Source organism: Primorskyibacter sedentarius (assembly GCF_004342065.1).
GTDB lineage: Bacteria > Pseudomonadota > Alphaproteobacteria > Rhodobacterales > Rhodobacteraceae > Primorskyibacter > Primorskyibacter sedentarius.
This window is the reverse complement of record NZ_SLZU01000021.1, coordinates 39,505-63,561: the sequence shown is the minus strand read 5'-3', so window position 1 is coordinate 63,561 and position 24,057 is coordinate 39,505. Positions and strand designations below refer to the sequence as shown.

Here is a 24,057-nt window from a genome sequence, read left to right as displayed (position 1 = left end):
CGATCCGCTCGTCGGCGAAGTCAAGTTCACCGTCGCTGCTCGTGATGTCCAGTGTCAGATCCGTGTGCAGTTGCATGAACGAGCCAAGCCTGGGGAGCAGCCATTTGGTTCCGAATGTGGGCAACATGCCGATGCTAAGCGTGCCGCGGCCAGCCTTGGTATCAATGAGTTCGCGAGAGGCAACCTCAAGGATATCCATCGCCTTGGAGATTTTCGCGGCGTAGTAAACGCCGTCCTCGGTCAAGCCGATCTGCCTGCCAGCACGCTCAAATAGCTGTAGTTCCAAATGCTCTTCCAGCCCCTTGATCATGCGGCTGACGGCGCTTTGCGTCACGTTCAACTCATCGGCAGCACTGGTGAAACTCCCATGTCGAGACACCGCCTCAAAGGTCCTCAGGGCGTTCAAGGAGGGTAGGGCACGGCTCATGTTGCATTCCAAAAACTCATCTAAGCCCCAGAATTTCGTAGGTTGAGAACTAAGTCAATTCCAGTTGATCCTTTATATAACGCAACTTCTGCCGCGACGGCGTTTCTTGGGAGGCGACGTGAACCTGAGCAAGATCACATATAACCTGACTGCCGTCACCATGGGCGTTCACGCTCTGGAACGCCAAAGAAACGACGGCAACAGCCTGCTTGACGGTGAAGGTTTGGTGCCAATCTATACCGGCGGGGACATCGTGACACCGCGCAGCTACGACGAATGGGATAGCGCCAGGCGGGATCTTACACAATTAAAAGCGGCGCTTGAAAATATCGCTCCGGGGGAGCGGCGGACATTCCTTGAGGGAATGGTGGGCTCTCTCCTTCTGGCAGTGCGCCTGTTTTCCGGCGGCAGCCCTACCTATGAACAGAAGGTCATTGGCCTTGTCGGAGCCGACAGGGGGCATGAAGACGCCGGAATGATCGCCGCTGGCCGAGACCGCATTGATCGGTTGTTGTCGCGGATGGGTTTTGTCCGGGGATCGCTTGCCGATCGGGTGCGGTCTTGGGAAGACGGGCGCGCTGTTTGCGCAAGCAAGCTTGGCGGCATGCTGGACGAACTGATGGCCGAGGCCAAGCGCCGTTCCGACGCGATGATTTTCGACACCGGCGACTTCTCGATGGAGATATGCCCGGTCCGTGACGTCCCTTATCCGGCACGGTGCGGATTTGCCGAGCGGCGTGTGGATCTTAACGTCGACATGATGTTTTCGAGGGCGGGCCTAAAGCACATCATTTGCCACAACATCTATCCCGGACACGCGACCCAGACCCTCTACGCCCATGCGGAGGTTTCCGCAGGACGCTCGACAGTGGACGCGCTGCTGACGTCAGCCAATGCTGTCACTGGATGTGTTCAGGAGGGGATAGGCGACCAGGGTATCTACCTGATCGATTGGATGGAAGATGAGGATGACGAACTGACGGCGGAGCTGCGTAACCTGCGCTCTGCCTGCCAGACAAGCGCCACTTGGGCCTACATGGCAGAAGGTCAATCAGCAGAGCAAACCATGAGCTACCTGCGCGACACGGCTTTGGGACAGGAAGCTTGGGTTCGGGGCCGCCTGCGATCTGCCGCACACCCTTTCAAGGGACCTTTTGCAGCTTCCTTTTGGGCGGGGAATGAAGTCGTTCGCCGGGTTCGTGAACGAGTGTCTGACGCCAATCGTCCCGGCTTCATCCGCTATCTTTATGGAAGGGCACACAGCCCCCAAAGTCTGGAAATGTATCAGCCAGCTTAACCACCGGAGAAACAAATGGAAATTACGATAGTTGGCGCCGGCGCCATCGGCGGGCTTGCGGGCGCGTACCTGAGCCGTGCCGGACATGATGTAACGCTTACCGATCGATGGGCCGAACACGTGGACAAGATGAAGGTCGATGGCCTGTTCATCGACGGTGTCCGCGGCGACATGACGATACCGGTCAAGGCCTCGCATCCGTCCGAGTTGAAAGGGCCGCTCGACATGGTTCTCATCGCCACGAAGTCCCAGCACGCAGTGGAGGCTGTCGAACAATTGGCGCCGCTGATGACCGACAGCACTGCTATCGTTTCCTTCCAAAACGGTTTTAACGAACCCTCACTTGTCGCCGCCCTGAACGCTGCGGGCCTGCCCGGTGAGAAAATGGTGATAGGTGCGATCCCGAACTACGGTGGCGCGCTCGTCGATCCTGGCTACATCGAATACGTCCACGAAGGTCCGATTCAGCTGGGCGAGATGGATGGCAATTCCACCCCCCGTTTGACCGAGCTGGCTGAGGCGCTGGGTGCGCTCACTGAGGTGCAGCTATCGGATAACATCTGGGGTCAAATCTGGGCCAAGGAGGTCTACGCAAGTCAGGTCGTGTTCTCGGCGCTTGTCGATGACCGTATCCGCAACACGCTCGGGGTCGAGCGCTACGCGCGCATTGCGGGCGCCATCGTCAGGGAAGCGTTGGAGATTGCAGATGCCAACGGTATCGATGTGCAGGCGTTCGACTTCTTCGATCCAGCTAATTATCGCGTGAAAACAGCAGATGACACCCGCAAGCTTCTGGACAACATCAACCACGCAATATGGCTGCTGAAGAAGGATCAGGAAACGAAGCCGAGCCACGAATTTAAGAAGAAGGGTTCTGGCATCTGGTGGGACATCGTCTATCGCAACCGCCCGTCTGAAACCCGTTCGTCTTCAGGCAAACTGATTGATTATGGCAAGGTGGTTGGCGCCGACACCCGCCTTAACGCCAAGCTGTTCGAGATGATCTACGAGATTGAGGGTGGCAAACGCAACCTCGGCTACCACAACTACGATGAGCTCGAGGCCTACGTGGCTGCTTGCGGAAAGGCCCTCCCATGAGCGATGCAAAACTCGGTGTCGGCGTGATCGGGACCCATGCCTGGGCCGACAAGGCTCATCTGCCAGGCTATGTCGCTCACCCGGACGTGGATCTTGTCGCGGTGTGTGATGTGGACGAAACCCGCGCCCGTGCGGCGGCGCATAAGTTCGGCGCTCGCAAGGTCTATACCGACGCGCAGAAAATGATTGCAGACCCAGAGGTTGAGATGGTCGATGTCTGCACTCCGACCCACACGCATCTGCCGCTCAGCCTTGCGGCTATCGCCGCTGGAAAGCATGTCCTTTCAGAAAAACCGCTGCACACAGAAGCAGGCCCGGCTTTCGACGCCGCCGCGAGAGCTGATGAACAGAGTGTCCGGACCAAGCTGGGTTTCACCTTCCGTTACTCGCCAGCCATTCGCCAGTTGAAGGCTTGGATCGATGACGGGATGCTTGGCGAGATCTACCATATCAACGGGTTCGAGCAGAATTCGCAATGGCTGGATCCAGACGTTCCTCTTCGTCAGGTGCCGCCCGATGCTGACAGGGCAAAGCTGATCCCGGCCTCGATTGTCGGCTACGGGTCGCACCTGATCGACCTTATGCGTTGGGTTGGAGGGGAATTTTCCGCCGTCGCTTCTTCAATGCGGAATTTCATACCAGAACGCGTGGTACGCGGTGAGGAAGGCCGTCAGAAGATCATGATCGACGATGGCACGGTGGGTCTTGTAGAATATTCCAGCGGCACGCTTGGAACACTTCAGACCAGCTATGTCACCGTGGGAAATTACCCGGGCGTGGAAATCCGCGTCTACGGCTCCAAAGGCGCGGCGATCGCGCGGCTGATCTCCGAATTCGACGTGGCCGAGACGCTTATGTATGCCAAGCCGAACTCGGTCGAATTTGTGCCGTTCGAACTGACGGAGGCTGCCCTGCCGCCGGGCACGACGCTCGCCACCCCTTGGCCGGAACTGTATTACCGCAACCTCGTTCGGCACTTCGTGGACGAGATACTGCAAGGCCGCCCGCAGGAATGCACATTCTTTGATGGCGCCAAGAGCCAGGAAATTGTGGACGCGATGATCCTGGCTCACAAAGAGCGCCGCTGGGTGGATCTTAGCGCATGACGGGGCTGGTAGATGATTACCTTGCGCATCGTTTCAAGTGGCGGCCAGTTGATGCCACTTTCATCGGGGCGGCAGGCCATGATCACCGACTTCCGCCGTTGGGAACAGGTTGCATCGCGGCAGAACTTGACGAAATCCGGATCCTGCTGGACTGGGTAGCCCGGGACACGCAGGCGCACGCGCATGACAGGCGGATGATCGCGGCGGAATTGCGCGTCGAACATGACCTGCTGCGCAGCCGTCCGCGCCAGAAGAACCCGGCCTGGGCCACGGGCGAGGCGGGCTTTGGCCTAATCGCGCTGTTACTGCCGCAATCCGCGCCTTGGCGCAGCGCAGCCATCGCCTCCCGACTCGCGGCGATCCCCGGCTTTCTGTCTGCGGCACGTGACATGATCGGTGACGATCCGGTGCCGCAGAGCTGGTGCGAACGCGCAGCGTCCGAGGCCAACACGCTGGCGCTGTTCCTGCGGGAAGACATTAGTCTGCACGAGGCCTGGTCAAAAGACTGGTCCGAACCAGCGCAGGCTGCTGCTACCGCCTTTGAAAGCTTCGCCGCCTCGCTCGGTGGTCTGCCCGACGCCGACCCAGCATGTGGCAAGGCGCATCTGGACCTCGTCTTGAGCACGTTGCACGAATTGCCCGCGGGCGCTGAAGAGATCATGCGACAGGCCCGCGCCGCCTTTGACCGTTGCGGATCCGAGTTGGAGCACATGGCGGCTGAGATCGACCCCTCCACCCCTTGGCAGGGCCAGATCGCCGCGCTGTCCCGGATCCACCCGGCCCATGCCAACGAGGTGGTGCAATACTACCGCCACTGGGACGCCGCCGCGCGCAGTGCCGCCACGGCGCATAGGCTGGTGACTCCAAATTCCGACTATGACTTGGACTACCGCGGCCTACCGCCCTGCTTTCAGCGCATCGCCGGGCCACTCTACTTCCTGTTCTACCGTTCGCCGCCGGGGCTGAACCCGGGGCAGGGCAGCGTCTACTGGGTGATGCCGTCCGGCGACCTGTCGGCGCAGAATACGGCGATGGTCAAGGCGATTCACGCCGTTCACCACGGCTCGGTCGGGCACCACACTCAGAATGCCCGGGCGCGCGGGTCGGCATCGAGGCTTGGCCGCATTGCGGCGACCGATTGTGCCATGGGGCTGGCTTTTCAGGGCGCGCTGACCCTGGTCGAGGGCTGGGCCTGCCATGTCGAAGACCTGCTGGCAGAGGCCGAGGGCTTCTACACCCCCGCCGAAAAGATGCTGCTGAAATCGTTTGAGCGGCGCAACGCTGCGTCCGTGCTGGTCGACATCGGTCTGCACAGCGGCGCTTGGACGATGTCCGAATCTGAACGGTTCTACGCCCAAGAGGGGGGCTTTGCACCGGCCCGTGTGCATTCCGAAGTGGTGCGCAACTCGATGTTCCCGGCCTCGCGCGCGACCTACTGGCTTGGGGTCGAAGGCATCCGCGCCCTGCGCCGACGCTGGAGCGGCACGACGCAGGCGTTCCACGACATGCTGCTGTCCTTCGGCCATGTCCCGCTAAAAATTGTCGAGGACGAAATGGCCGCGCAGGGAAAACTTTCATGATGAGTTTTTCGAAACGTAACGTAGCGTCGGTATGCGTTCCATGCCGCGCTGCCTATCCTCGTTCTGCACCTCGCACACGCACATTGAGATCGGCGCAGGACACGCGCGTTGTTCTGCGAGAAATCAATGCGATGTGCATGTTATTTAGCCGGTTTACTGACCGCATCCCAGCCGGACCTCACGGCTGCGCGCCCGCTGGCACGACTCACCACGCCCCGCAAACTACCTGTCCGGTCTTGCATGAGTTTTTTGCAATGCATCACCGAGAATTTGGCACGTTGTTCGTGAAACGCTCATCAATAGCCTCGCTCACATGACAAGTGACATTCGCATTCTCATCGCCTCCAAAGGCAATCCGGCCGCCCTGGCTGAAGGCTTCAAAAAAGAACTGCCTGAAGCGCAGATTTTCACCGATCTCGCCGCGCTGGACCGCGGCCCGGTGCCCTATGTCGTAGCGGGAAAGCCGGACCCAGGCGTTATCGCTTCGGTGCCGGGCGCCAGACTGGTCCTCAGCCTCAACGCCGGTATTGAACACCTGCTGGAACCCGGTGCTGTACCCGAGGGCGTCGAGATCGTTCGTTTGGTGGACCCTGCCATGACCGAGGGCATGTCGGACTGGTGTCTGGCAGTGGTGCTGTCGTGGCACCGCAATCTTCCGACTTACCGCGCAGACACCAAATGGACGCGAAGGACCGAAATTCTGTCGCAAGACCGCATCGTCACCGTGTTGGGGGCAGGGACACTTGGCAGTCGTGTGGCCCGTCTCTTGGCGTCGATCGGCTTCCAGACGCGGGTCTGGACCCGGTCAGGACGCGCCGTCTCCGGTACTGAGAGCTTTGCCGGGCCCGAGGGGTTGAGGCAGGCGACCACCGGCGCTGATGCCGTGGTGAACCTTTTGCCGCTGACAAAGGAGACAGAAAACGTGCTGAACGCTGAACTGTTTGCACGCATGGCCCGGGGAGGTTTTGTGGCCAGCGCCGGGCGCGGCCAGCATCTGGTGGATGCCGACCTCGTCGCCGGGCTGGACAGCGGGCAGATCGGCTCTGCCGCATTGGACGTGTTCCGAACTGAACCTTTGCCGCAAGATGATCCGCTCTGGACCCATCCGGGTATCTTGGTGACGCCCCATGTTGCTGCGCCGACGCAAGCCGGATCCGCCGTGCGGATTATGGTCGAAAACATCCGCCGTCACCGCCGAGGTGACCCCATTCCCGAGCTCGTTAATCGCGTGCGTGGTTACTGACCCGATTTCGACCACGAACAGAAAAAGACTGAAAACCAACCAACAGGATAGAAAAGGACACGGCTCATGAAACTCAGGACTTCCACGATACTGGCAGCGGCATTTGCACTGCCAACCGCCGCGCTGGCAGAAACGACGCTGGTGATGCCCCAGCAGGATGAGCCCCGCACTCTATCGCCAGGACCCTCGTCGGATACCGGCGGCCACGGGCCGACGTCTAATATCTACAGTCACCTCGTGGTGATGGACTGGGGTATCGTCGAAGGTGTCGCTGCCTATGGCGACCTTGCAGATAGCTGGGAAGTGTCAGAGGACGCGACCACCTATACCTTCCACCTGAACACTGACGCCAGGTGGCATGACGGCGAAGACGTAACCTCGCAAGATGTCAAATTTACCTACGAACGGATCATGGAAAAGGGCTATACTTTTTCTTCGTTCCTGCGCGACGTGAAATCGATTGAGACCCCAAACGACGATACCGTAGTCATCACCTTGAACAAGCCCAATATGGCCTTCTTGCCAATGATGGCGCAGGGCGCTCAATGGACCGGCAAAATCTATCCCGAACATCTTTGGGCAGACCAGGAAGGCTTTGATACCGGCCCTTATGTAAATGAGCCAATCGGCTCGGGTCCGTTCAAATTTGTTCGCTGGGACCGTGGCAGCGCCGTGATGCTCGAGGGAAACGAAGACTACTTCCGTGGCGCGCCCGAGGTGGATACGCTGATATTCCGGACCATCCCTGACGCAAATGTCGCCCGAGCGGAGTTCGAGGCAGGCCAGTTTCCTTACTTGCCATTCAATTACGCCCCACCGCTGGCCGAGGCCCCGATCTTCGAGGCGGATCCGGACATCAATGTCGTTTACACTCCCTCGCATTTCTCGCGCGACATTCAGTTGAACCTCAACCATGAAGCCTTGGGCAATCCGAAAGTCCGCGAGGCCATCGCCTATGCCATGGACCGCGAACAGATGAACAAGCTGGCCTTCAACAACTCCTGGACACCCGGCTATTACGCCGGCGTCAGCAGTCTTCAGAAATGGGTCAACGAGGGCGCTCGCTTCCCTGAACATGACGCAGAAAAGGCCGAGGCACTTCTGGATGAAGCTGGTTTCCCCCGCGGTGACGACGGCTGGAGGTTCTCAGTCAAGGTGACCGGGCCAAACATTTCGGACTGTTCCGCGATCACGGAAATTCTTGTTCGTCAGCTGCGCGAAGTCGGCATTGAGGCAGCACTTGACCGGTTTGATCAATCCACTTGGTTCAGCCGTATCCAGGACAAACAGTTCGACATTTCGTGCTACTTCGGGCGGTACGGGCCGGACCCGGATGCCTACCGTGAACACTTCTCGACCGATGGGGCCCGGAACTTCATGAGCTATTCGGATGCCGAACTCGACGAGCTGGCCAAGGAGGCCAACACCATCCGCGACGAAGCTACCCGCAAACAAATGTATGACAGGATTCAGGAAATTGTAGTCCGTGACATGCCCTACATCAACGTATTCGAGGAGCAAAAGACAAGTTTGGTGCGTCCCGGCTGGACCGGCTTCGCTGTAATGCCGGGTGGTTTCAACAAGTCCATAAGCTGGTTCGGTGTCTATGGCGTATCAGGACCGGAAGATGCCGAATAATTTGATACCGTCACTTCGCACGAAATAAAATCTGACAGGGCGATCAATCATGAGACTTCTCCGCTACTTCCTCTACCGGGTAATGCAGATGTTTCCGATCGCCCTGTTCATCGTCATCATTAATTTCGCCCTCATCCATATGGCGCCGGGGGATGTGTCCATCTTGTTGGCGGGTGAAGGTGCGGACCCCGAGTACATGGCATCGGTGCGTCAGAGTTATGGTCTCGACAAGCCGCTCTATCAGCAGCTCGGTGCCTATATCGGCCAGCTTCTGCAAGGCGATCTGGGTCTGTCCTTCCGCACCCGAGAGCCTGTGATTGGCATCATCGCAGAGCGTGTTCCGGCAACCCTCCTTCTTGCGGGCACCGCGCTTGTCCTTGCATCAGTGCTCGGCGTCGTCATTGGATCGTTCATGGCCCGCCGACCCGGATCGGCGTTGGACACTGCCGTTACGACTCTTTCGATCTCGCTGTTCTCGATCCCGGTCTTCTGGCTCGGCCTGATGCTCATCTTACTGTTCGCCGTAACGCTGCGATGGCTGCCATCATCTGGGATGATGTCGATCGCCGGTCCCCGCGAGGGCATAGGCTTCGTTCTCGACGTGGCGAAGCACATGATCTTGCCGGTGATCTCCCTTTCGGCGGTATGGTTGGGGCAATACGTGCGTCTTGCCCGATCATCGGTCTCGGAAACCCTGGCAGAACCTTATGTAACCACAGCCCGCGCCATTGGCTTTCCCGAGCGCCGGGTGATGACACGCTTTGCCCTTCGAAACGCCATGCTGCCCATCGTAACCGTGCTGGGGCTGGAACTCGGTCTGCTACTTTCGGGCGCCGTCCTGACCGAGACGGTCTTCAGCTGGCCCGGGCTCGGCCGTTTGATATACGAGGCGATCTTATCACGGGATACGCCGGTCATCATGGGCGCCTTCCTCATCATGTCCTTCACTGTGATGCTCGCCGCGCTGGTGACGGACCTCTTATACGCCACTCTGGACCCGAGGGTGCGCCTATGACCCCAACTTTGGTCAAAACTGTCCGTGCTACCGTTCGTAGTTGGCCCGGTGTGCTAAGCCTGACCGTCCTCTTGGGCATCACCGCCGCCGCTCTGGCCGCGCCGATCCTGAGCCTTCCCGATCCGGCGGACATGGCTTTCGATCTTTATCAGCCTCCAAGCTCCTCATTCTGGCTGGGGACCGACAATTTCGGGCGCGATATCTTCTCACGTGTGGTCTGGGGCGCGCGCGTGGCGCTGATGGTCGCCATCGGGGCCGCTCTTCTGTCTATTCTCATCGGTTCTGCCCTTGGCGCAGTGGCCGGCTATTTCGGTGGCTGGATCGATGGGCTGCTTAGCAGGATCTTCGACATTTTCTTGTTGATCCCCACCTTTTTCCTGATCCTCTTGATCGTTGCGCTGTTCGGGGCCAGCCTTCCGCTGACCATCATCGCGATTGCGCTGACCACTTGGCCTCGGTCAGCCCGGCTGATGCGTTCACAGGTGCTGACGCTGAAATCCCGCGTCTATGTGCAGGCCGCGCTGGCTGCGGGCGCGCCGCATTGGTGGGTCATCGTTCGCCACGTGATCCCCAACGGCATCGCACCGATTATCACCGACGGCACAATCCTGATGGGGATGGCCATCCTGACCGAGGCAGGTTTGAGCTTTCTTGGCCTTGGTGATCAGAACATGGTCAGTTGGGGAAGCATGATTTTCGAAGGCCAGCGCCACTTGCGATTGGCGCCTTGGATGTCGATTGCCCCCGGCGTGGCATTGCTGATGCTCGTGGCCAGCCTGAACCTGCTGGGTGACAGCGTCAACTTTGCCATGAACCCGCAACTGCGGACCCGGGGCGGGGCGCCGAAGAGGCGGGCGAGCGTCGCGCCACCGAAGGGTGAAGGTCCTGCAACTGAGGAAACGCCAATCCTGCAAGTTGAGGATTTGCGTCTGGAATACACGGTCGGAAATCGCAGGATTGCGGCGGTGGACGGCGTGTCCTTCTCTTTGCCTCGAGGCGGTGCTTTGGGTATCGTCGGAGAGAGCGGATGTGGCAAGTCCAGCCTCGGCTCGGCATTGCTGCAGACCATGCCGAACAATGCCGAGCTGACTGCCGGTAACGTCCGCTACGACGGCCGCGCTATCATTCTGGGCGGCAAGCCGGTGGTCGAAGGTGGGCGATCGCGCATCGACGCCCTGCGCTGGACTCGGATTGCCACGATTTTTCAAAGTGCGATGAACGCGCTGAATCCGGTCACAACGGTTCGGCGGCAGATGATGGACGCCCTGCGCCTACACAGACCGGGGATTTCAAGGGCAGATGCTACCGATCGAATCTCTGAGGTTTTCGACATGATTGGAATTCCTCGCTCCCGGATGAACGCCTATCCGCACCAGCTTTCGGGCGGCATGCGCCAACGCGCGATGATTGCCCTCTCGCTTATTCTCGAACCCGAACTGGTGATCGCCGACGAGCCCACGACGGCTCTCGACATGCTGATCCAGGATCAGATTCTGGGCGAAATCGCGGACCTGCGCGAGCGGCTGAATTTGTCTCTGATCCTTGTGTCCCACGACATGGGCGCGGTGGCCGAGAGCTGTGAGGTCGTCGCTGTGATGTATGCGGGCCGTATCGTCGAGATTGCGCCGACCCGAAGGATCTTTGACAACCCGGCCCACCCGTATTCGCGGACGCTGATCGGCGCGCTGCCAAGCCTGACCGGTCCGCTGGAAAAGCTTGAAAGCCTGCCCGCCACTGACACCGCCGCGGCCGCGGCTGCAACCGGCTGTCGATTTGCGCATGCCTGCCTTGCTGCGACCGACCTCTGCCGCAAGACGACCCCGCCTGCAATGAATCTTGGTGGTGGCCACGTGTGTGAATGCCACTATGCAGAGGATTTCGCGGCTGAAACCGCCGCTGATAAAAGGGAGGTCCGCGCGTGAGCAAGCCGATCTTGCATCTTGATACCCTGCGAATGGTTTATAATGCTGACCCGGGATTTCTGTCCCGTCTGACCGGCCGCGCCGATCCGCCTGTGATCGCTGCCGATGACGTCACGTTGGAACTTCACGCCGGAGAAACCCTTGCGGTGGTGGGCGAAAGCGGTTCGGGCAAGACAACCGCCGGGCGTATCGCAACATTGCAGGAGCGACCAACTTCGGGCGGCGTCCTTTACGAGGGGCAGGAGGTCACCGGGCTGACCGGCGCGGCTTTGAAGGCGTTTCGCGCCAAGGTCCAGATGATTTTTCAGAATCCTTATGATGCGTTGAATCCGCGGCTGACCGTGAGCCAATCTCTGGCGGAACCATTGATGTTGCACGGTCTCGTGCCCCGCTCAGGTCTGCGCGCCGCCGTGCTGGAGATGCTTGAGGCGGTAGAATTGCGCCCTGCCGAGAGTTTTGCAGATGCCTTCCCGTCTGAACTGTCGGGCGGCCAGCTTCAGCGTATCGCCATTGCACGGGCGCTTATAATCAAGCCTATGGTTGTTATCGCGGACGAGCCCGTGTCAATGCTCGACGTGTCTATCCGCTCTGGCGTCATGAATTTGATGCGCGGCATCCAGCGCGACACCGGTGTGACCTATCTGTATATCACTCATGACCTTTCAGTCGCACGTTATATGGCCGACCGCATCGCTGTCATGTATTTGGGCGCGGTTTTGGAAGAAGGCCCAGCCGAGAGCCTCATTTCTGCCGCGGCGCATCCCTATACGCGCTTGCTGATTGAGGCTGCACCCGAGCACCGTGCCACCGCAGTTAAGCGTAACCGCATCCGCCTTCCCGGCGATGCGGCCTCGCAGTCAGGACTGCCGCCGGGTTGCCGGTTTCACCCTCGGTGCCCTCTCGCTCAGCCGATCTGTCGAGAAAAAGCTCCGCCGCGCGCCGCCCTGGGAGGAGGCCAGACCGCTTCTTGTCATTTCGCCCACGAAGTGAAGAAGACCGGCCTTGCCACCATGACCACCGCGTGAACGATGCCCAACCAGACAACAGGATATCTGCCGTGAACCAGTGCCGATTTGCCACCGAGCTTGAAGAGCGCCTGCTGCGCTACACCGCCATCGACAGCCAAAGCGACGCTGCTTCTGCAACCACACCAAGCACGCCAACCCAGTTCGACATGCTCAACCTGCTGTTGGCGGAACTCTCCGGGATTGGTGCAAAGGACGTGACACTGACCGGTTATGGCACCGTCTTGGCCACCATTCCCGGCACCGTTGCGGGCCCGACACTCGCTTTTTTGGCTCATGTCGATACCGCGCAGCAATATTACGCCAGCGGGGTCAAACCCCGCGTGGTGCGCAACTACAAAGGTGGTGTTATCACCTTTCCCGATGACCCGGCATTGACCCTCTCGCCTGCTCACAACGCCTATCTGGGCACAAAACTGGGGGACGACATTGTCACCGCGTCGGGCACGACGCTTCTGGGTGCCGACGATAAGGCCGGAGTGGCGATTATCATGACCATGGCACAGCACCTGCTTTCTACGCCAGGACTTGACCACCCGCCCATCCGTATCGCTTTCACCCCCGACGAAGAGATCGGTCGCGGCGTCCATCCCTCTTTGCCAGCCGATCTGGCGGCTGATTTCGGGTATACACTGGATGGCGGAGAATCGGGCCGCATCGACTATGACAGCTTTTCCGGCGATACGGCTGAAATCACAGTTACCGGGGTCTCTGTTCATCCCGGAAAGGCCAAGGGCAAACTGGTCAGCGCCATCACCCTGTCGTCGAAGATCATCGCAGCCTTGCCACAAGCGACCATGACGCCTGACCTGACGGAATTGCACGAAGGGTTCATCCACGCAACAGAAATGACCGGCGATGCGTCGGAAATGAAGATCAAGCTTATCCTGCGCGATTTTGAATTGGCTGGTCTGCGTGAAAAGGTTGATATTGTTCAAAAGGTCTGCGACGCGGTGCAAGCGACAGAACCCCGTGCGACGATTTCGGTCAACATCCGTAAGAACTATCGCAACATGCGCTATGTTCTCGACAATGACATGACCCCGATCAACCTTGCGCGTCAGGCCATGAAAACACTCGGCATCACGCCGACGTCCGAACCTCTGCGCGGCGGGACCGATGGGTCTCGCCTTACCGAATTGGGGCTGCCTGCCCCGAACCTCTTTACCGGCATGCAGGAAATCCACGGTCCGCTGGAATGGATTTCAGTCCAGGACATGAACGCCGCCGCTGAGGTCTGCGTTGCAATCGCGATGGCGGCAGGAGCGTCCGGTGATCACGTCTGACCGCCCGGGGCCTCGCGTTCTGACAGGTACATCCAAAATTGCGAAGGGTTGGATTCTACTATGGCGGCGGTTTTGATCTGGTAGATCCAAGCCGCTTGTTGGTTTAACCATTGCCTACGATCGGCATCATGTCTTTTAACCGCCGACAGGTGGCAGCACGCACCCGCGCTTTCACTTGTCGGCGATGGATGAACTGGCAATGCTGAGACGGGTCTCAGACTGCTGCGACGAGTTGAATTTCGACAGGTGCGTTTCCGGGCAGGCTTGCGACGCCGACGGCGGCGCGGCTGCATATGCCACGGGATCCAAGACGTTTGCGCAGGTAGGCCGAGGCGATGTCAGCGACTTTACTATGCTCGGAAAAACCGTCCTCAGCCGCGACAAAGACTGTCATGGTAAGGATGGTAGCCAGCGTCTCGCCGGGGACCAGCATGGCCTCTGCGGCGGTGAGAGCATTGGCGCAGGCAAGAGTAACGGCCTCTTGCAGTGTCTCGATCTGCCCGGACCTGACCGGGCCTGTCATGATCATCCGGCCGTTTTCGCGCGGCGTCATGCCTGCCGTGTAGATCAGGCCGCCATGCCGCTTGGCCGCGACATAGTCACCTTGCGGAATTGGCTGCGGCTCTGCGTGACTGTCCGTCATGTCCGGTACCTTTCGACGAGCGTGGCCAGCCGCGTCACGGCGGCGACAGCGGCTGCGTGATCCTGCGAGAAGTTCAGGCGGATACTGCGCGCCGCATGGGGGCTGAATTCAGTGCCCGGCGTGACGGTGACCCCGGCCTGTTCCCGCAGCGCCGTGACGAAATCGACAGGGGAGATCGACAAGGGTGGGAGCTCCGGGAAGAGATAGCTGCCAGCACCGGGCAGGCGTACGGAACACCCCTCGATGGACCGGAACAGTGCCACCAGATCGTCGCGGATAACCTGATGCGCGGCAATGCGGCGCTCCATCCAGCCCTCCGGTTCCGCGAACCACGTCTGCAGCACGGCCTGGGAATAGCCTGCCGCCCTGAGCGATACGATGGCTTGCAGCTTTTCCATCCGGTCGATGATTTCAGCCCCGCCAAAGGCCACGCCCAGCCGATACCCGGACAGCGATTCCGTCTTTGACGGTCCCATGATGGTGACGACATTTTCGGGGGCGATGTCCTGCGCGCGCAAATGGGTGTAAGGCACGCCGGAATAGCGCAGACGCGAATAGAGCTGATCGACGATCACCGTTGCGTCGTAGCGGGCGGCCAGTGCCGCGATCTGCGCGATTTCGGCGGCCGAGTAGACCACACCAGCCGGGTTGTTCGGGTTGGAGAACAGGAACATCCTGGCACCGGCGCGAAAGGCCTCTTCAAGCTGGTCGAGCTCCAGCCCGGCGCTGTCAGTGGCACCGGCATAGTGCATCTGTACGGGCAAGATCTCGCCCTCAAAGAACTCCACCAACTTGCGATTGGCGAAGTAATCCGGCTGGACGATGGCCACCTTGTCCCCGGCGGTGACTGTCGCCGCAACGGCCAGGAACAACGCGCCTTGCGTGCCGGGTGTGATGATCAGCCCGTCCTGCGCATCGACTGGCGCGCCGGTGAACCGGGTCAGACGTTGGGCGAGTGCCTCGCGGATCGGGGCAGAGCCGCGATATTCCGTATAGGCCTGCGCGCCGCCGATCTCGACAGCGGCGGTGAAAGCCTCGAACGCACCCGGGGTCGGCGGATGCGCATCGACATCGCCATGAGAAAAGTCCACCGGGGTTCCGGGCAGGGGCTCCATCCGCTCGCGGTCTGGCGCAGCAGCTTCCAGCCGGACCTCTTGCCCGGGCGCAAATCGTGTGCCGAGCTTTGCGAATTTTGTCCTGATGTCCATGGAATGCGTCCTTTGCGAGAGTTTGGCGGATCATAACGTTCATTAAAATGAAAGAAAAACTGGCGTTTTCTAAATCAAAAGATAGAGATACTATCTTATGGACAGTCGGTATCTGGAAACCTTCATCATGGTGGCGGAGTGCGGCTCTATCGCCGAGGCTGCGCGGCGGCTTAATCTGACGCCTGCTGCCCTGGCACAGCGGCTCCGTGCGTTGGAAGCCGACCTCGGACAGCCTCTGGTCGTCAGATCAGGCCGCACTGTCCAGCCTACCGAGGCGGGTTTGGCGATCCTGGACCACGCACGCAAGCTGGTGGCGGGCACTCGGGATCTGCGAGCGATCGCGGGCCGTGGTGTGCCTTCAGGTCAATTAAGGCTGGGTGCGACCGCCACGGCAATGACCGGGATCTTACCGGGTGTGGTTGCAGATCTGAGCGAAAAATACCCAGAGATCGAATATTTCGTGCAACCCGGTTCATCCGTGGACCTTTACCACCGTCTGATAGAAGAACATCTGGACGCGGCTATACTGGTTAAGCCAAATTTTTCACTCCCAAAAAGCGTCGAATGGTTGGCGATGAAACATGAACCGTTGGTTCTTCTCACGCCTGAAATAAATGCCGGAGACGACCTGGCGGACTTGGTATCCACGTCTCAGTTCATCAGGTACGACCGCAATCAATGGGGTGGGCAAATCGTTGACAATTATCTGCGCGCGAGGGGGCTTCACGTGCGTGAATGGCTTGAACTTGACGCGCTTGATGCCATTGCTGCCATGGTCAACCGTGGGTTGGGATTCTCAATCGTACCGGACTGGTGCGCACCTTGGCCGGAAGGTCTGCGCATAACGAAAACGCTTCTCACACGCGGCGAAGTCCGCCAAACGGGAGTGCTCTGGCGCAGGTCCGGTGCGCGTTTGGCGGCCGTGAATGCCTTTGTTGGGGCGTGTCGCCGCGTGGTGGACCAATCTGCTTGAGCACCCCCAGCTTACTCACGGCTTTGTCGGAATAACGCAGTTGACACATCTGGGATCGACCGCCTTTTCAGTGGTTTCCGATTTTGCCGGGGGAGACGTGAGACAGTCGGGCAGGGGAGACCTTGCGGCGTCAAGTGGCTTGGGCGGGTATAGATGCCCCAACACCGGGGCAGGGGGCGCACTGGTTGCTGATTGCAAAGGACGGTGGCGTGGCCTCACATAAGGCTTGTACGCTGCAAAATTTTTAGTGATGCATACAATACAGGGAAAGCTAACATGGACGTGATCTCGCACTCTGGATAAGCAGGCCGCCTAATAGAACAAACCAGATGAGCCAAGCTTTCTAATAGTTTAGGCAGCCATTCCTCTCAAGAGTTCTGACGACGGACACTCATTTCTGGCACCGATCATCGCCGCAATGCGGGCACGTGTGTTCTTGTTCTGTTCGTTATTCAATCTCAGCCAGGGCTTCGGATTTTCTCCGAACATCCCTAATCGTTGTTCTGGCGCCCTCAATCTGCGCCGGGTTCAGGTCATGAAACCGGTCGAGGAATTGTCGAAATTCGATTGCCTGCACGCTCCGCTCCGCATTTTCTTAGGAGCGATATTGGCCAAATGTGAAAAACTGAAGTCATTACGGAAATTTCCCAACACGATTTGCGGACACGACAAAAAAAATTCGGAAACAAGCAGTCGGCGTCCATACGAGAAACGGCGAAGTGAAAGGGAGGATTGAAGAAAATCTTATAACTCTCATAATCTTAGATGGACGCTTTGCGAAATTCCAAGGCTTGCATATCTGTACCTCCAGAGTTTGTCCGGCGCGAATACGCACACTCCTACTCCAACACGATCTCCGGAAGGACAACCTCCCATCGGTCCTGATGAAGCTTCCCGCGATGATCATCGCCGCTTTCATGCGCACGGCGCGCGACGATGGCCCCGATGGTGGCAGAGACGACACGCTTACCATCAGGCACAGCCCATCCGCCTTTCATACTGATCAAGCTCCGTCCCTGTCGGTCTTTCACCAACCAGCGCCCATTCCCGCGACTCAGGGTGACCGGGTCTCCAGTCTGCGCCTGTGCGATGGCGTCGAAAGTGGTGTACCCATTCCGCAGTCGCCCAGCCCAATCGATGAACACCTGGCTCATGTCTGGCATTAGGTAAGTCCTATCCGGTGGCAGGTCTTTTACGTCTGGCAAGGCTGCGTGCCGACGCAGGATGTTGCCTCTTGCCGATGGCAAAAAGGCATGCGCGCCCTGCGTCACCGCGGCCAAGCTGCGGCGGGCACGGGTCATGGCGACATAGAACAGGCGGCGCGGCGCATCAAGGTCCTCCTTCGGGGACGGCTTGTCCCAGCCTCCATTCAGTATGACGACGTCGTCGAATTCCAGCCCCTTGGCGCGGTGTGCGGTCATCAGCAAGAGACCGTGCTGTTCGCCCCGTGCGTCCCGCGCCCACTCGCCGAACCATTCGACCAGATCGGGGACCGAGGCAGACCCGGCCCCAATCTCTTGCGCCAGCGCAGCCACGCCCTCAGCGATGAGGTCTGACCAGCGGTTACGCGGCAGGGTGTTCACGACCTCCAACAAATCCGCCACGTCCAGCAGGCGCGTCCGTTCGCGGCTGATGCCTTCGATGAATTGCCGCATTTCGCGTAAGCGCCACAGACTGGGCAGTCTTTCGTTGGCCATTTCAACCGGAATACGCTGCGCCTCGGCGTAGGCACGGACCGGGACGAGCTGCCGCCAATTGCGCGCGATGATGGCTGTACGGGACCAGTTCCAGCCGGGTTCCAAGGTAGCCAGCCGCTGCAACTCTGTAACGGCGGCCACAGCCTGAGCACGATCACCCGGCGGACATTGCAGCAGTTGCACGCGCCCCTGTCCCACGGCGTCGCCCTCGGCCATCACCCCGCCTGCGGGTTCCTTGCGACGATTGTGGTCGATAGTGATGTCGTGCCCCAGCTTCATCCGATCAGACGCACCGGCGATCACCGTGTTCGACGCCGCGATGATGTTGCCAGTCGAGCGGTAGTTCTCGACCAGATATTCGGGCCGCGCGCGGTAATCTTGTTCGAACTGGCGAATGTAGCGGATTGATGCGCCTGCGAAGGCGTAGATGTTCTGGTCGTCATCGCCCACAGCGAAGAGACTCAGCTTCATGTCGTCGTCTTCGATCGTCCGTCCGGCGATGGCGGCAATCAAGGCATATTCCTCGGCCCCGATGTCTTGATACTCGTCGACCAGAATCCAGCGATAGCCTTGGATCAACGTTTCGCGCTGCGCCTCCGCCTCGGTCTTACTCAGCCCCTCGCCGTTCAACTGGCGCACGGCTTCCATGACGATTCCGTCGAAATCGCGGCTCTCGGCCCGTGATCCTGCAAAGCTGGCGCCGACCAGCCGCATGGCCATCGCGTGGCAAGTGGACACCGTCACGCCAAAAGCCTCATCGCCGATCAAGTGGCGCAACCGCGCCCGGATTTCGACGGCTGCGTGGCGGTTGTAGCTGAGGACGAGTATACTGCGCGGGTCTTCGCGGCGCACACGGATCAGGTAGGCAATGCGATGGACCAGAACTCGCGTCTTTCCGGACCCTGGCCCGGCGAGAACAAGAACGTTGGTGGCATCCCGGTCATCGGCGACGATCTTCTGTTGTACAGGGTTGCCCAGGGACTCGACCACGGCAGTCCAGGATTTTCCGGTGGTCTGGCGTTTGACCTCGGTCGTTCTCCCCTTCATCCAGCGGCCCATGAAGCCCTCCTGATCGAGGGCGAAGTAATCCTCGGACAGGCGCATGGCATCAGGCATGGATGACAGCCCGGTTTCAGCATAGGCGGCCATCACATGGGTCTGAACCGTCTGCTCATCGTAGTGCTCTTGTAGCGGCGCGAAATCTTTGACCAGAAACTGCGTCTTGCCCCGAGCCAGTTGCACGGTCATTGCGGGCCGGAACACGGTCAGGCCCTTGCCCAACGTCACGACCCCTTGTTCATGCAGCCACAAAAGTGCGCGGTCCATCAGTCGCGTCATCTCTTTGACCTGCTCGCGCAAGAAGGCATCGCCCGTCAGGCTGGCAAGCATGTCCCCCAGCGTGGTTTCGACCTGCTGATCCTTCCCGCGCTGGCCCTTTTCGAGCCGCCCTAATAGGTGCGCGACAAGCGCCTCGCCGGCCTGCCTGCGCAGCGCGGCGGACTGCTCCAGAACGGACCACGTACGCTGCAATGCCACGAACAGCGTATCGCGAGACGCCTTGCGCAGGCGCACGTTTCCCTTGCCGCCATCAAGGTCACGGCCATCGCGGGCCATGCCACGAAGTAGCTTCTCGACGACGTCGGGGCGCACATGGCTGTGGCCTGCATCCCGAAGTTTCTGGCAGGCCAATTGCAGGTTGAACGGCGTGCTGATCTGATCCCCTGCGTCTGGCGCTTCTTCTCGCATCAACGCAATGAGATCAGTTTCAAGCCCCGTCGCCTGCGTCAGGCGCTTCCGGGAGTCGTCCGCCACACCGGAATGCACAAACACAGTCACCGCCGTGTCGTTGCGTGCGATACCGAGGCTTTCCAGATCGGCCATTGCCTTGGTCAGCTGCCCGCCCGTGAGCCCGCTGACCCCGGTCAGCTCGTCCGTGGAAATACCTTCGTCAGGCGGGGCGTTAATCAGGTGGCGGACAAGGTCCATCAATTGTGTCCGACGCATGCCTGTGATGTTTGCCTTCTCAATCCTTGTTCCTGCTTCGTCGAGGCTGCGGACGCGCAGCGAGGACGGAAAGACTTGCACGCGGTTTTCCTCGCGCGTCAGCAACTTGGCCTCTTCCAGCCAGGAAAGGGCCGTCTTGACCCGCGTGTCATCTGTCGCGCTCTCGCGCTGAAACTCTCGGTCTTGTTCCTGCCGCACGATCTCGCCCGAGGTCGCGACAACCGTCCCAGTGCTGCGTGTGCGCTGGTCCATGCGGCGCACGGCCTTCAGGATCGCGCCGATTTCCTTTCGGTCGAGCCGGGATCGAGCAGACAGCTGGAACTGTCGTTCAACGTCATCGGGGGCGTATAACAGCACGCAGTTGGCATGATCCCGATCCCGCCCGGCACGGCCGGCCTCCTGCAAATAATTTTCCAAAGACCCCGGAATGTCGCCATGCACCACCAGCCGGATATCTGGCTTGTCGATCCCCATGCCAAATGCATTGGTCGCCGCGATGACCCGCAATTCGCCCACCCGGAACCGTTCTTGGATGGTTTTCTTCTCATCCGGCGTCAGGCCCGCGTGATAGCGTTCCGCCGACAGCCCCTGTTGTTTCAGAAACTGCGCCACGTCTTCGGTTGATTTGCGCGTCGCACAATAGACGACAGCGCCGGACGCGCCCTCGGGCGGCAAGCGCTGCTCGATAACCTCCATGATGTCCGCCAGCTTGGTCCGTTTGCCGGTCGAGCGGACCTCGAAACTCAGGTTCGTCCGAGACGCTCCGCCATCGAGCAACAGCAAGTCTGTCCCAAGCCGCTGGTGGAAATGATCGCGAATGTCGCGCACGACGTCGGGTTTGGCGGTGGCCGTCAGGCATATCACCGGTGCCGGGTCTTCATCGCCCGCCGATTCCCGGATGAACCGCGAAATGTAGCGGTAGTCGGGCCGAAAATCGTGCCCCCATTTCGAAACGCAGTGCGCCTCGTCAAGAACCCAAAGCCCGATCTCGCGCTGCTTCAGGACCGAGCGGACCGACACGCTGCGCAACTGTTCAGGCGAGATCAACAGCATGGCCGCATCCCCCATTCGGACTTTTTCCAGCGCGTCTTGTCGTTCCGGCAACGACAGCATACCGTTCACGGTGACCGCCGAGGATATTCCTGTGCGTTCCATGCCAGCTACCTGGTCAGCCATAAGCGCGACCAGTGGCGAAATCACGACGGTGAGCGCGCCAGTACGGTCAAACTTCGCCAGCGCCGGTATCTGATAGCAGACGGATTTGCCCGTCCCAGTTGGCAGGATGCCCAGCAGGCTGTTGCCGCGCATGCCCTCATCGACGATGCGCTCTTGCAGCGGTCGGCCGTCGGCATCGGGGGGCGTCGGGCGGAAGCCGTCAAAACCGAACCACCGCGAGAGGGCTTTGACGGGATCGCTCTTCTCGCGGCACCAGGCACAGTCCGGAGCATCGCAGGCCGTGTCGCGTAGCCCTTTGACCATCCGCGCGGCATCGCGGAACTGCATCCGCACCCAAGGCGGCATGACGGAATCCCCACCCGCGACCGAAATCCACGCCAGTGCATATGCCAGAGACCATCCCATCTGCGGCGAGCCAACCTGTTCCAATATGTGTCGTAGCGCCGTTCCGCAGGCTTCACCGTCCAGCAACCGCCAAAGCACATGGCGCGCCTGTTCGCCAGAAGGCGCGCCCTTGCCCCGAACGTGGGTAAACACAGCGTCAAAGCCCCGATCCTGCTCGCCTCGCGTCGTCAGGTAGTGGTAAGCGGCCACTGCATCAGGTGCATGTGCGTTCATCGCGCGAAACGCGTCCAATTGGTTGCCCAGCACATCGAAGACCAGCCGCGCATCCGCCTCTGGATCGTTCACATGCCCCGAAAGAAGCCGCCCATCGTGGTAGTGTTTAACAAGGTGGTGATATGGGTTGCGGGGAAAGGCCAGCGGGTTGAGCCAGAGCGTGTCGATCGGCGCCTCAGCGAGTTTGGCCAATCGGGGCCTCATCGCGGCCAGATGTGGCAGATCGTGCCGTAGGATATTATGCCCGACCAGGCGCCTCGTTTCATCGAGGTTTGCCTCAAGTCGGTCCAACGCCGAGTCTACGTCCTTTTGACATCGGATGGCGGGCGTATCATCACACCGTACCGCCGCCAGATCAAATACACGTGCCGTTTTAGGATCGACTTCCAGGTCGACTGACAGGCATTCCGCCAGAAACGGATCAGGCTGTTGAACGGATTTTAACAGGGCGCACCGACGAAGCTTTTCAAATCAATAACATATGTTGCCTGCCGCACTCATTGCGGTCAAGCAAGACACGCAATTCCACTTAGCAATGCGGAGAAACCTGTGATCCCAACGCACCGATGCGCAACGCCAATGTCATCCGATCGCCGCCGCTTGCGCCACGGTACATGCGATTGACAGCCGAAACCGCTCCTGGAATGCTACTGCGGCAAATACTCAGGGCATTTGATAACCGATTTCTACGACATCGATACCGAGCAATTCCTGTAAAATACGCGAGATGTCGACATGATGGCACTCCGCGACCGGTTTCTCGCAGCGCTTCCGGGGAAAACGACAAACACCACGCGCATTCTCAATGCCGGAACGGGATCTGGCCGAGACGCACCCGCCTTTCGGGAAATGGGCTACCAAGTCAATGCTTTCGATGCTTCTCCCGCTATGGCGAAGGCTGCATGCGACTAAACAGGTACCCCGGTTCCTCAGATGCGGTTCGAGGACTTTGCTTGGGAGCACGCCTTCGACGGCATCTGGGCTTGCGCGTCACTGCTTCATGTGCGGCGTCCCGACTACCAGCTGTGATCCGCCGCCTGGCCAATCATCTGGTCCCGGAAAGCGTCCTCTATGCCTCCTTCAAATTCGGCACCTAAGATCGGACCAAGGATAGCCGACATTTCATCGACATGACCGAAGAAACTCTCCCAGGCCTCCTGGACGAATGCCCGGCTCTCCGGCAGGTTGAAACCTGGCGATCCTCAGATTGTCGCCCGGATAGAAAAGAAGATATTTGGCTCAATGCCTTGCTTAGGAAATCCTAAAGAGTGCCCAACGATACCTCTCAACCAATTCCGTGCCTGATTTGCGCGCCGCCCATGGACAAAGTGGTCGAGTGCGGCGCGCAGGTCATTCTGATCCGGAAGGGCACGGGCCTCATCCTTGCACCTCGGCGGCATTTGAAGCGATGGCGTGATTTATCCGAGGCCGAGCACACCGCAATCATGACAGGCATTGCCCCTGCGCAGGCGATGCTTGAAACGGACGGTGCGCTGGCACCCACGGCCCTCATCGAGACCGAGCCACATTTCCATCTCCGCATTGACGCCCCAGCAACCTCAATCAGTCCTATCCCCGGCGCCCCGCATGACAGCCCGCTGATCTCTGGCGGTGAGGATGCCCTGCACGCGCACCTTCGGCCTCTGATCGACCAAGCACAGTCTGTCGATCTCGCCGTCTCTTTCCTGATGACGTCCGGGGCACGGCTGGTTCTGCCGCATCTGCGCGATCTGCTCGAACGCGGTGGGCGGCTGCGGCTCCTCACCGGCGACTACCTCGACGTGACCGAGCCAACGGCCTTGCGCCTGATGCAGGATCTTGATCACAACCGACAGCTTTACGTGTTCCATGCGGCGCGCATCCCGTTCCATCCGAAGGCGTGGATGTTCGCCTTTGCCGATGGGGCGGGCGCGCTGATCGTGGGATCATCGAACCTATCGCGGTCTGCCCTGACCGAAGGCGTCGAATGGAACCTACGCCATTTCGACCGGTCAGATGCTTTGCCGCTGATGTCGGCGCGCACCGCCTTTGAAGATCTATTGGCCCGCCCCGAGGTTACAGAGCTCTTCCCCGACTGGATCGACGGCTATGAGGCCCGCCG

Annotated in this window: 15 protein-coding genes and 1 pseudogene; 12 read left to right on the top strand and 4 right to left on the bottom strand. The window is 59.8% G+C overall.

Annotated features, from left to right (window positions below):
• A partial coding sequence (locus tag EDD52_RS19575; protein WP_132248145.1) for a LysR family transcriptional regulator occupies nucleotides 1–427 on the bottom strand: 427 nt, incomplete at its 3' end.
• Nucleotides 428–545: 118 nt separating this feature from the next.
• On the opposite strand from EDD52_RS19575, the gene EDD52_RS19570 reads away from it, so the two are divergent.
• From EDD52_RS19570 to pepT, 10 genes are all read left to right on the top strand, one after another.
• Complete coding sequence (locus EDD52_RS19570) at nucleotides 546–1,724, top strand: hypothetical protein (protein ID WP_132248143.1); 1,179 nt, start codon at nucleotides 546–548, stop codon at nucleotides 1,722–1,724.
• Between the two features lie 15 nt (nucleotides 1,725–1,739).
• Complete coding sequence (locus EDD52_RS19565) at nucleotides 1,740–2,822, top strand: ketopantoate reductase family protein (RefSeq protein ID WP_132248141.1); 1,083 nt, start codon at nucleotides 1,740–1,742, stop codon at nucleotides 2,820–2,822.
• On the top strand, nucleotides 2,819–3,928 hold the full coding sequence (locus tag EDD52_RS19560) for a Gfo/Idh/MocA family protein (RefSeq protein ID WP_132248139.1): 1,110 nt from the start codon (nucleotides 2,819–2,821) through the stop codon (nucleotides 3,926–3,928). Before EDD52_RS19565 ends, EDD52_RS19560 begins: the two co-directional genes overlap by 4 nt.
• Nucleotides 3,925–5,508, top strand: a complete 1,584-nt coding sequence (locus EDD52_RS19555; protein WP_132248137.1) for a DUF885 family protein — start codon at nucleotides 3,925–3,927, stop codon at nucleotides 5,506–5,508. Before EDD52_RS19560 ends, EDD52_RS19555 begins: the two co-directional genes overlap by 4 nt.
• A 313-nt stretch (nucleotides 5,509–5,821) precedes the next feature.
• A complete protein-coding gene (locus tag EDD52_RS19550) occupies nucleotides 5,822–6,751 on the top strand; it encodes a 2-hydroxyacid dehydrogenase (protein WP_132248135.1) in 930 nt (309 codons plus the stop codon).
• 66 nt (nucleotides 6,752–6,817) lie between these two features.
• Nucleotides 6,818–8,389, top strand: a complete 1,572-nt coding sequence (locus EDD52_RS19545; RefSeq protein ID WP_132248133.1) for an ABC transporter substrate-binding protein — start codon at nucleotides 6,818–6,820, stop codon at nucleotides 8,387–8,389.
• A gap of 49 nt (nucleotides 8,390–8,438) precedes the next feature.
• Nucleotides 8,439–9,404, top strand: a complete 966-nt coding sequence (locus tag EDD52_RS19540) for an ABC transporter permease (RefSeq protein ID WP_132248131.1) — start codon at nucleotides 8,439–8,441, stop codon at nucleotides 9,402–9,404.
• The gene (locus tag EDD52_RS19535; RefSeq protein ID WP_132248129.1) at nucleotides 9,401–11,326 is read left to right on the top strand and encodes a dipeptide/oligopeptide/nickel ABC transporter permease/ATP-binding protein; all 1,926 of its coding nucleotides are present in this window, start codon (nucleotides 9,401–9,403) and stop codon (nucleotides 11,324–11,326) included. The genes EDD52_RS19540 and EDD52_RS19535 overlap by 4 nt, the downstream gene beginning before the upstream one ends.
• Complete coding sequence (locus EDD52_RS19530; RefSeq protein ID WP_132248127.1) at nucleotides 11,323–12,351, top strand: ABC transporter ATP-binding protein; 1,029 nt, start codon at nucleotides 11,323–11,325, stop codon at nucleotides 12,349–12,351. Before EDD52_RS19535 ends, EDD52_RS19530 begins: the two co-directional genes overlap by 4 nt.
• Before the next feature lie 32 nt (nucleotides 12,352–12,383).
• The gene (gene pepT, locus EDD52_RS19525; protein ID WP_132248125.1) at nucleotides 12,384–13,637 is read left to right on the top strand and encodes a peptidase T; all 1,254 of its coding nucleotides are present in this window, start codon (nucleotides 12,384–12,386) and stop codon (nucleotides 13,635–13,637) included.
• Between the two features lie 214 nt (nucleotides 13,638–13,851).
• Here the strand turns inward: pepT and EDD52_RS19520 are convergent, their stop codons facing one another.
• The gene (locus EDD52_RS19520) at nucleotides 13,852–14,280 is read right to left on the bottom strand and encodes a RidA family protein (protein ID WP_132248123.1); all 429 of its coding nucleotides are present in this window, start codon (nucleotides 14,278–14,280) and stop codon (nucleotides 13,852–13,854) included.
• The gene (locus EDD52_RS19515) at nucleotides 14,277–15,488 is read right to left on the bottom strand and encodes a pyridoxal phosphate-dependent aminotransferase (RefSeq protein ID WP_132248121.1); all 1,212 of its coding nucleotides are present in this window, start codon (nucleotides 15,486–15,488) and stop codon (nucleotides 14,277–14,279) included. The genes EDD52_RS19520 and EDD52_RS19515 overlap by 4 nt, the downstream gene beginning before the upstream one ends.
• A gap of 97 nt (nucleotides 15,489–15,585) precedes the next feature.
• On the opposite strand from EDD52_RS19515, the gene EDD52_RS19510 reads away from it, so the two are divergent.
• A complete protein-coding gene (locus EDD52_RS19510; protein WP_132248119.1) occupies nucleotides 15,586–16,461 on the top strand; it encodes a LysR family transcriptional regulator in 876 nt (291 codons plus the stop codon).
• A gap of 839 nt (nucleotides 16,462–17,300) precedes the next feature.
• On the opposite strand, the gene EDD52_RS19505 is transcribed toward EDD52_RS19510, so the two are convergent.
• Nucleotides 17,301–22,310, bottom strand: coding sequence for a RecQ family ATP-dependent DNA helicase (locus EDD52_RS19505; protein WP_132248117.1), 5,010 nt, complete (start codon nucleotides 22,308–22,310; stop codon nucleotides 17,301–17,303).
• Nucleotides 22,311–23,275: 965 nt separating this feature from the next.
• Between EDD52_RS19505 and EDD52_RS24340 the strand changes: the two are divergent.
• Nucleotides 23,276–23,887 (top strand): annotated as a pseudogene (locus EDD52_RS24340) (phospholipase D-like domain-containing protein); the annotation flags it as partial.
• Between the last annotated feature and the right edge of the window lie 170 nt (nucleotides 23,888–24,057).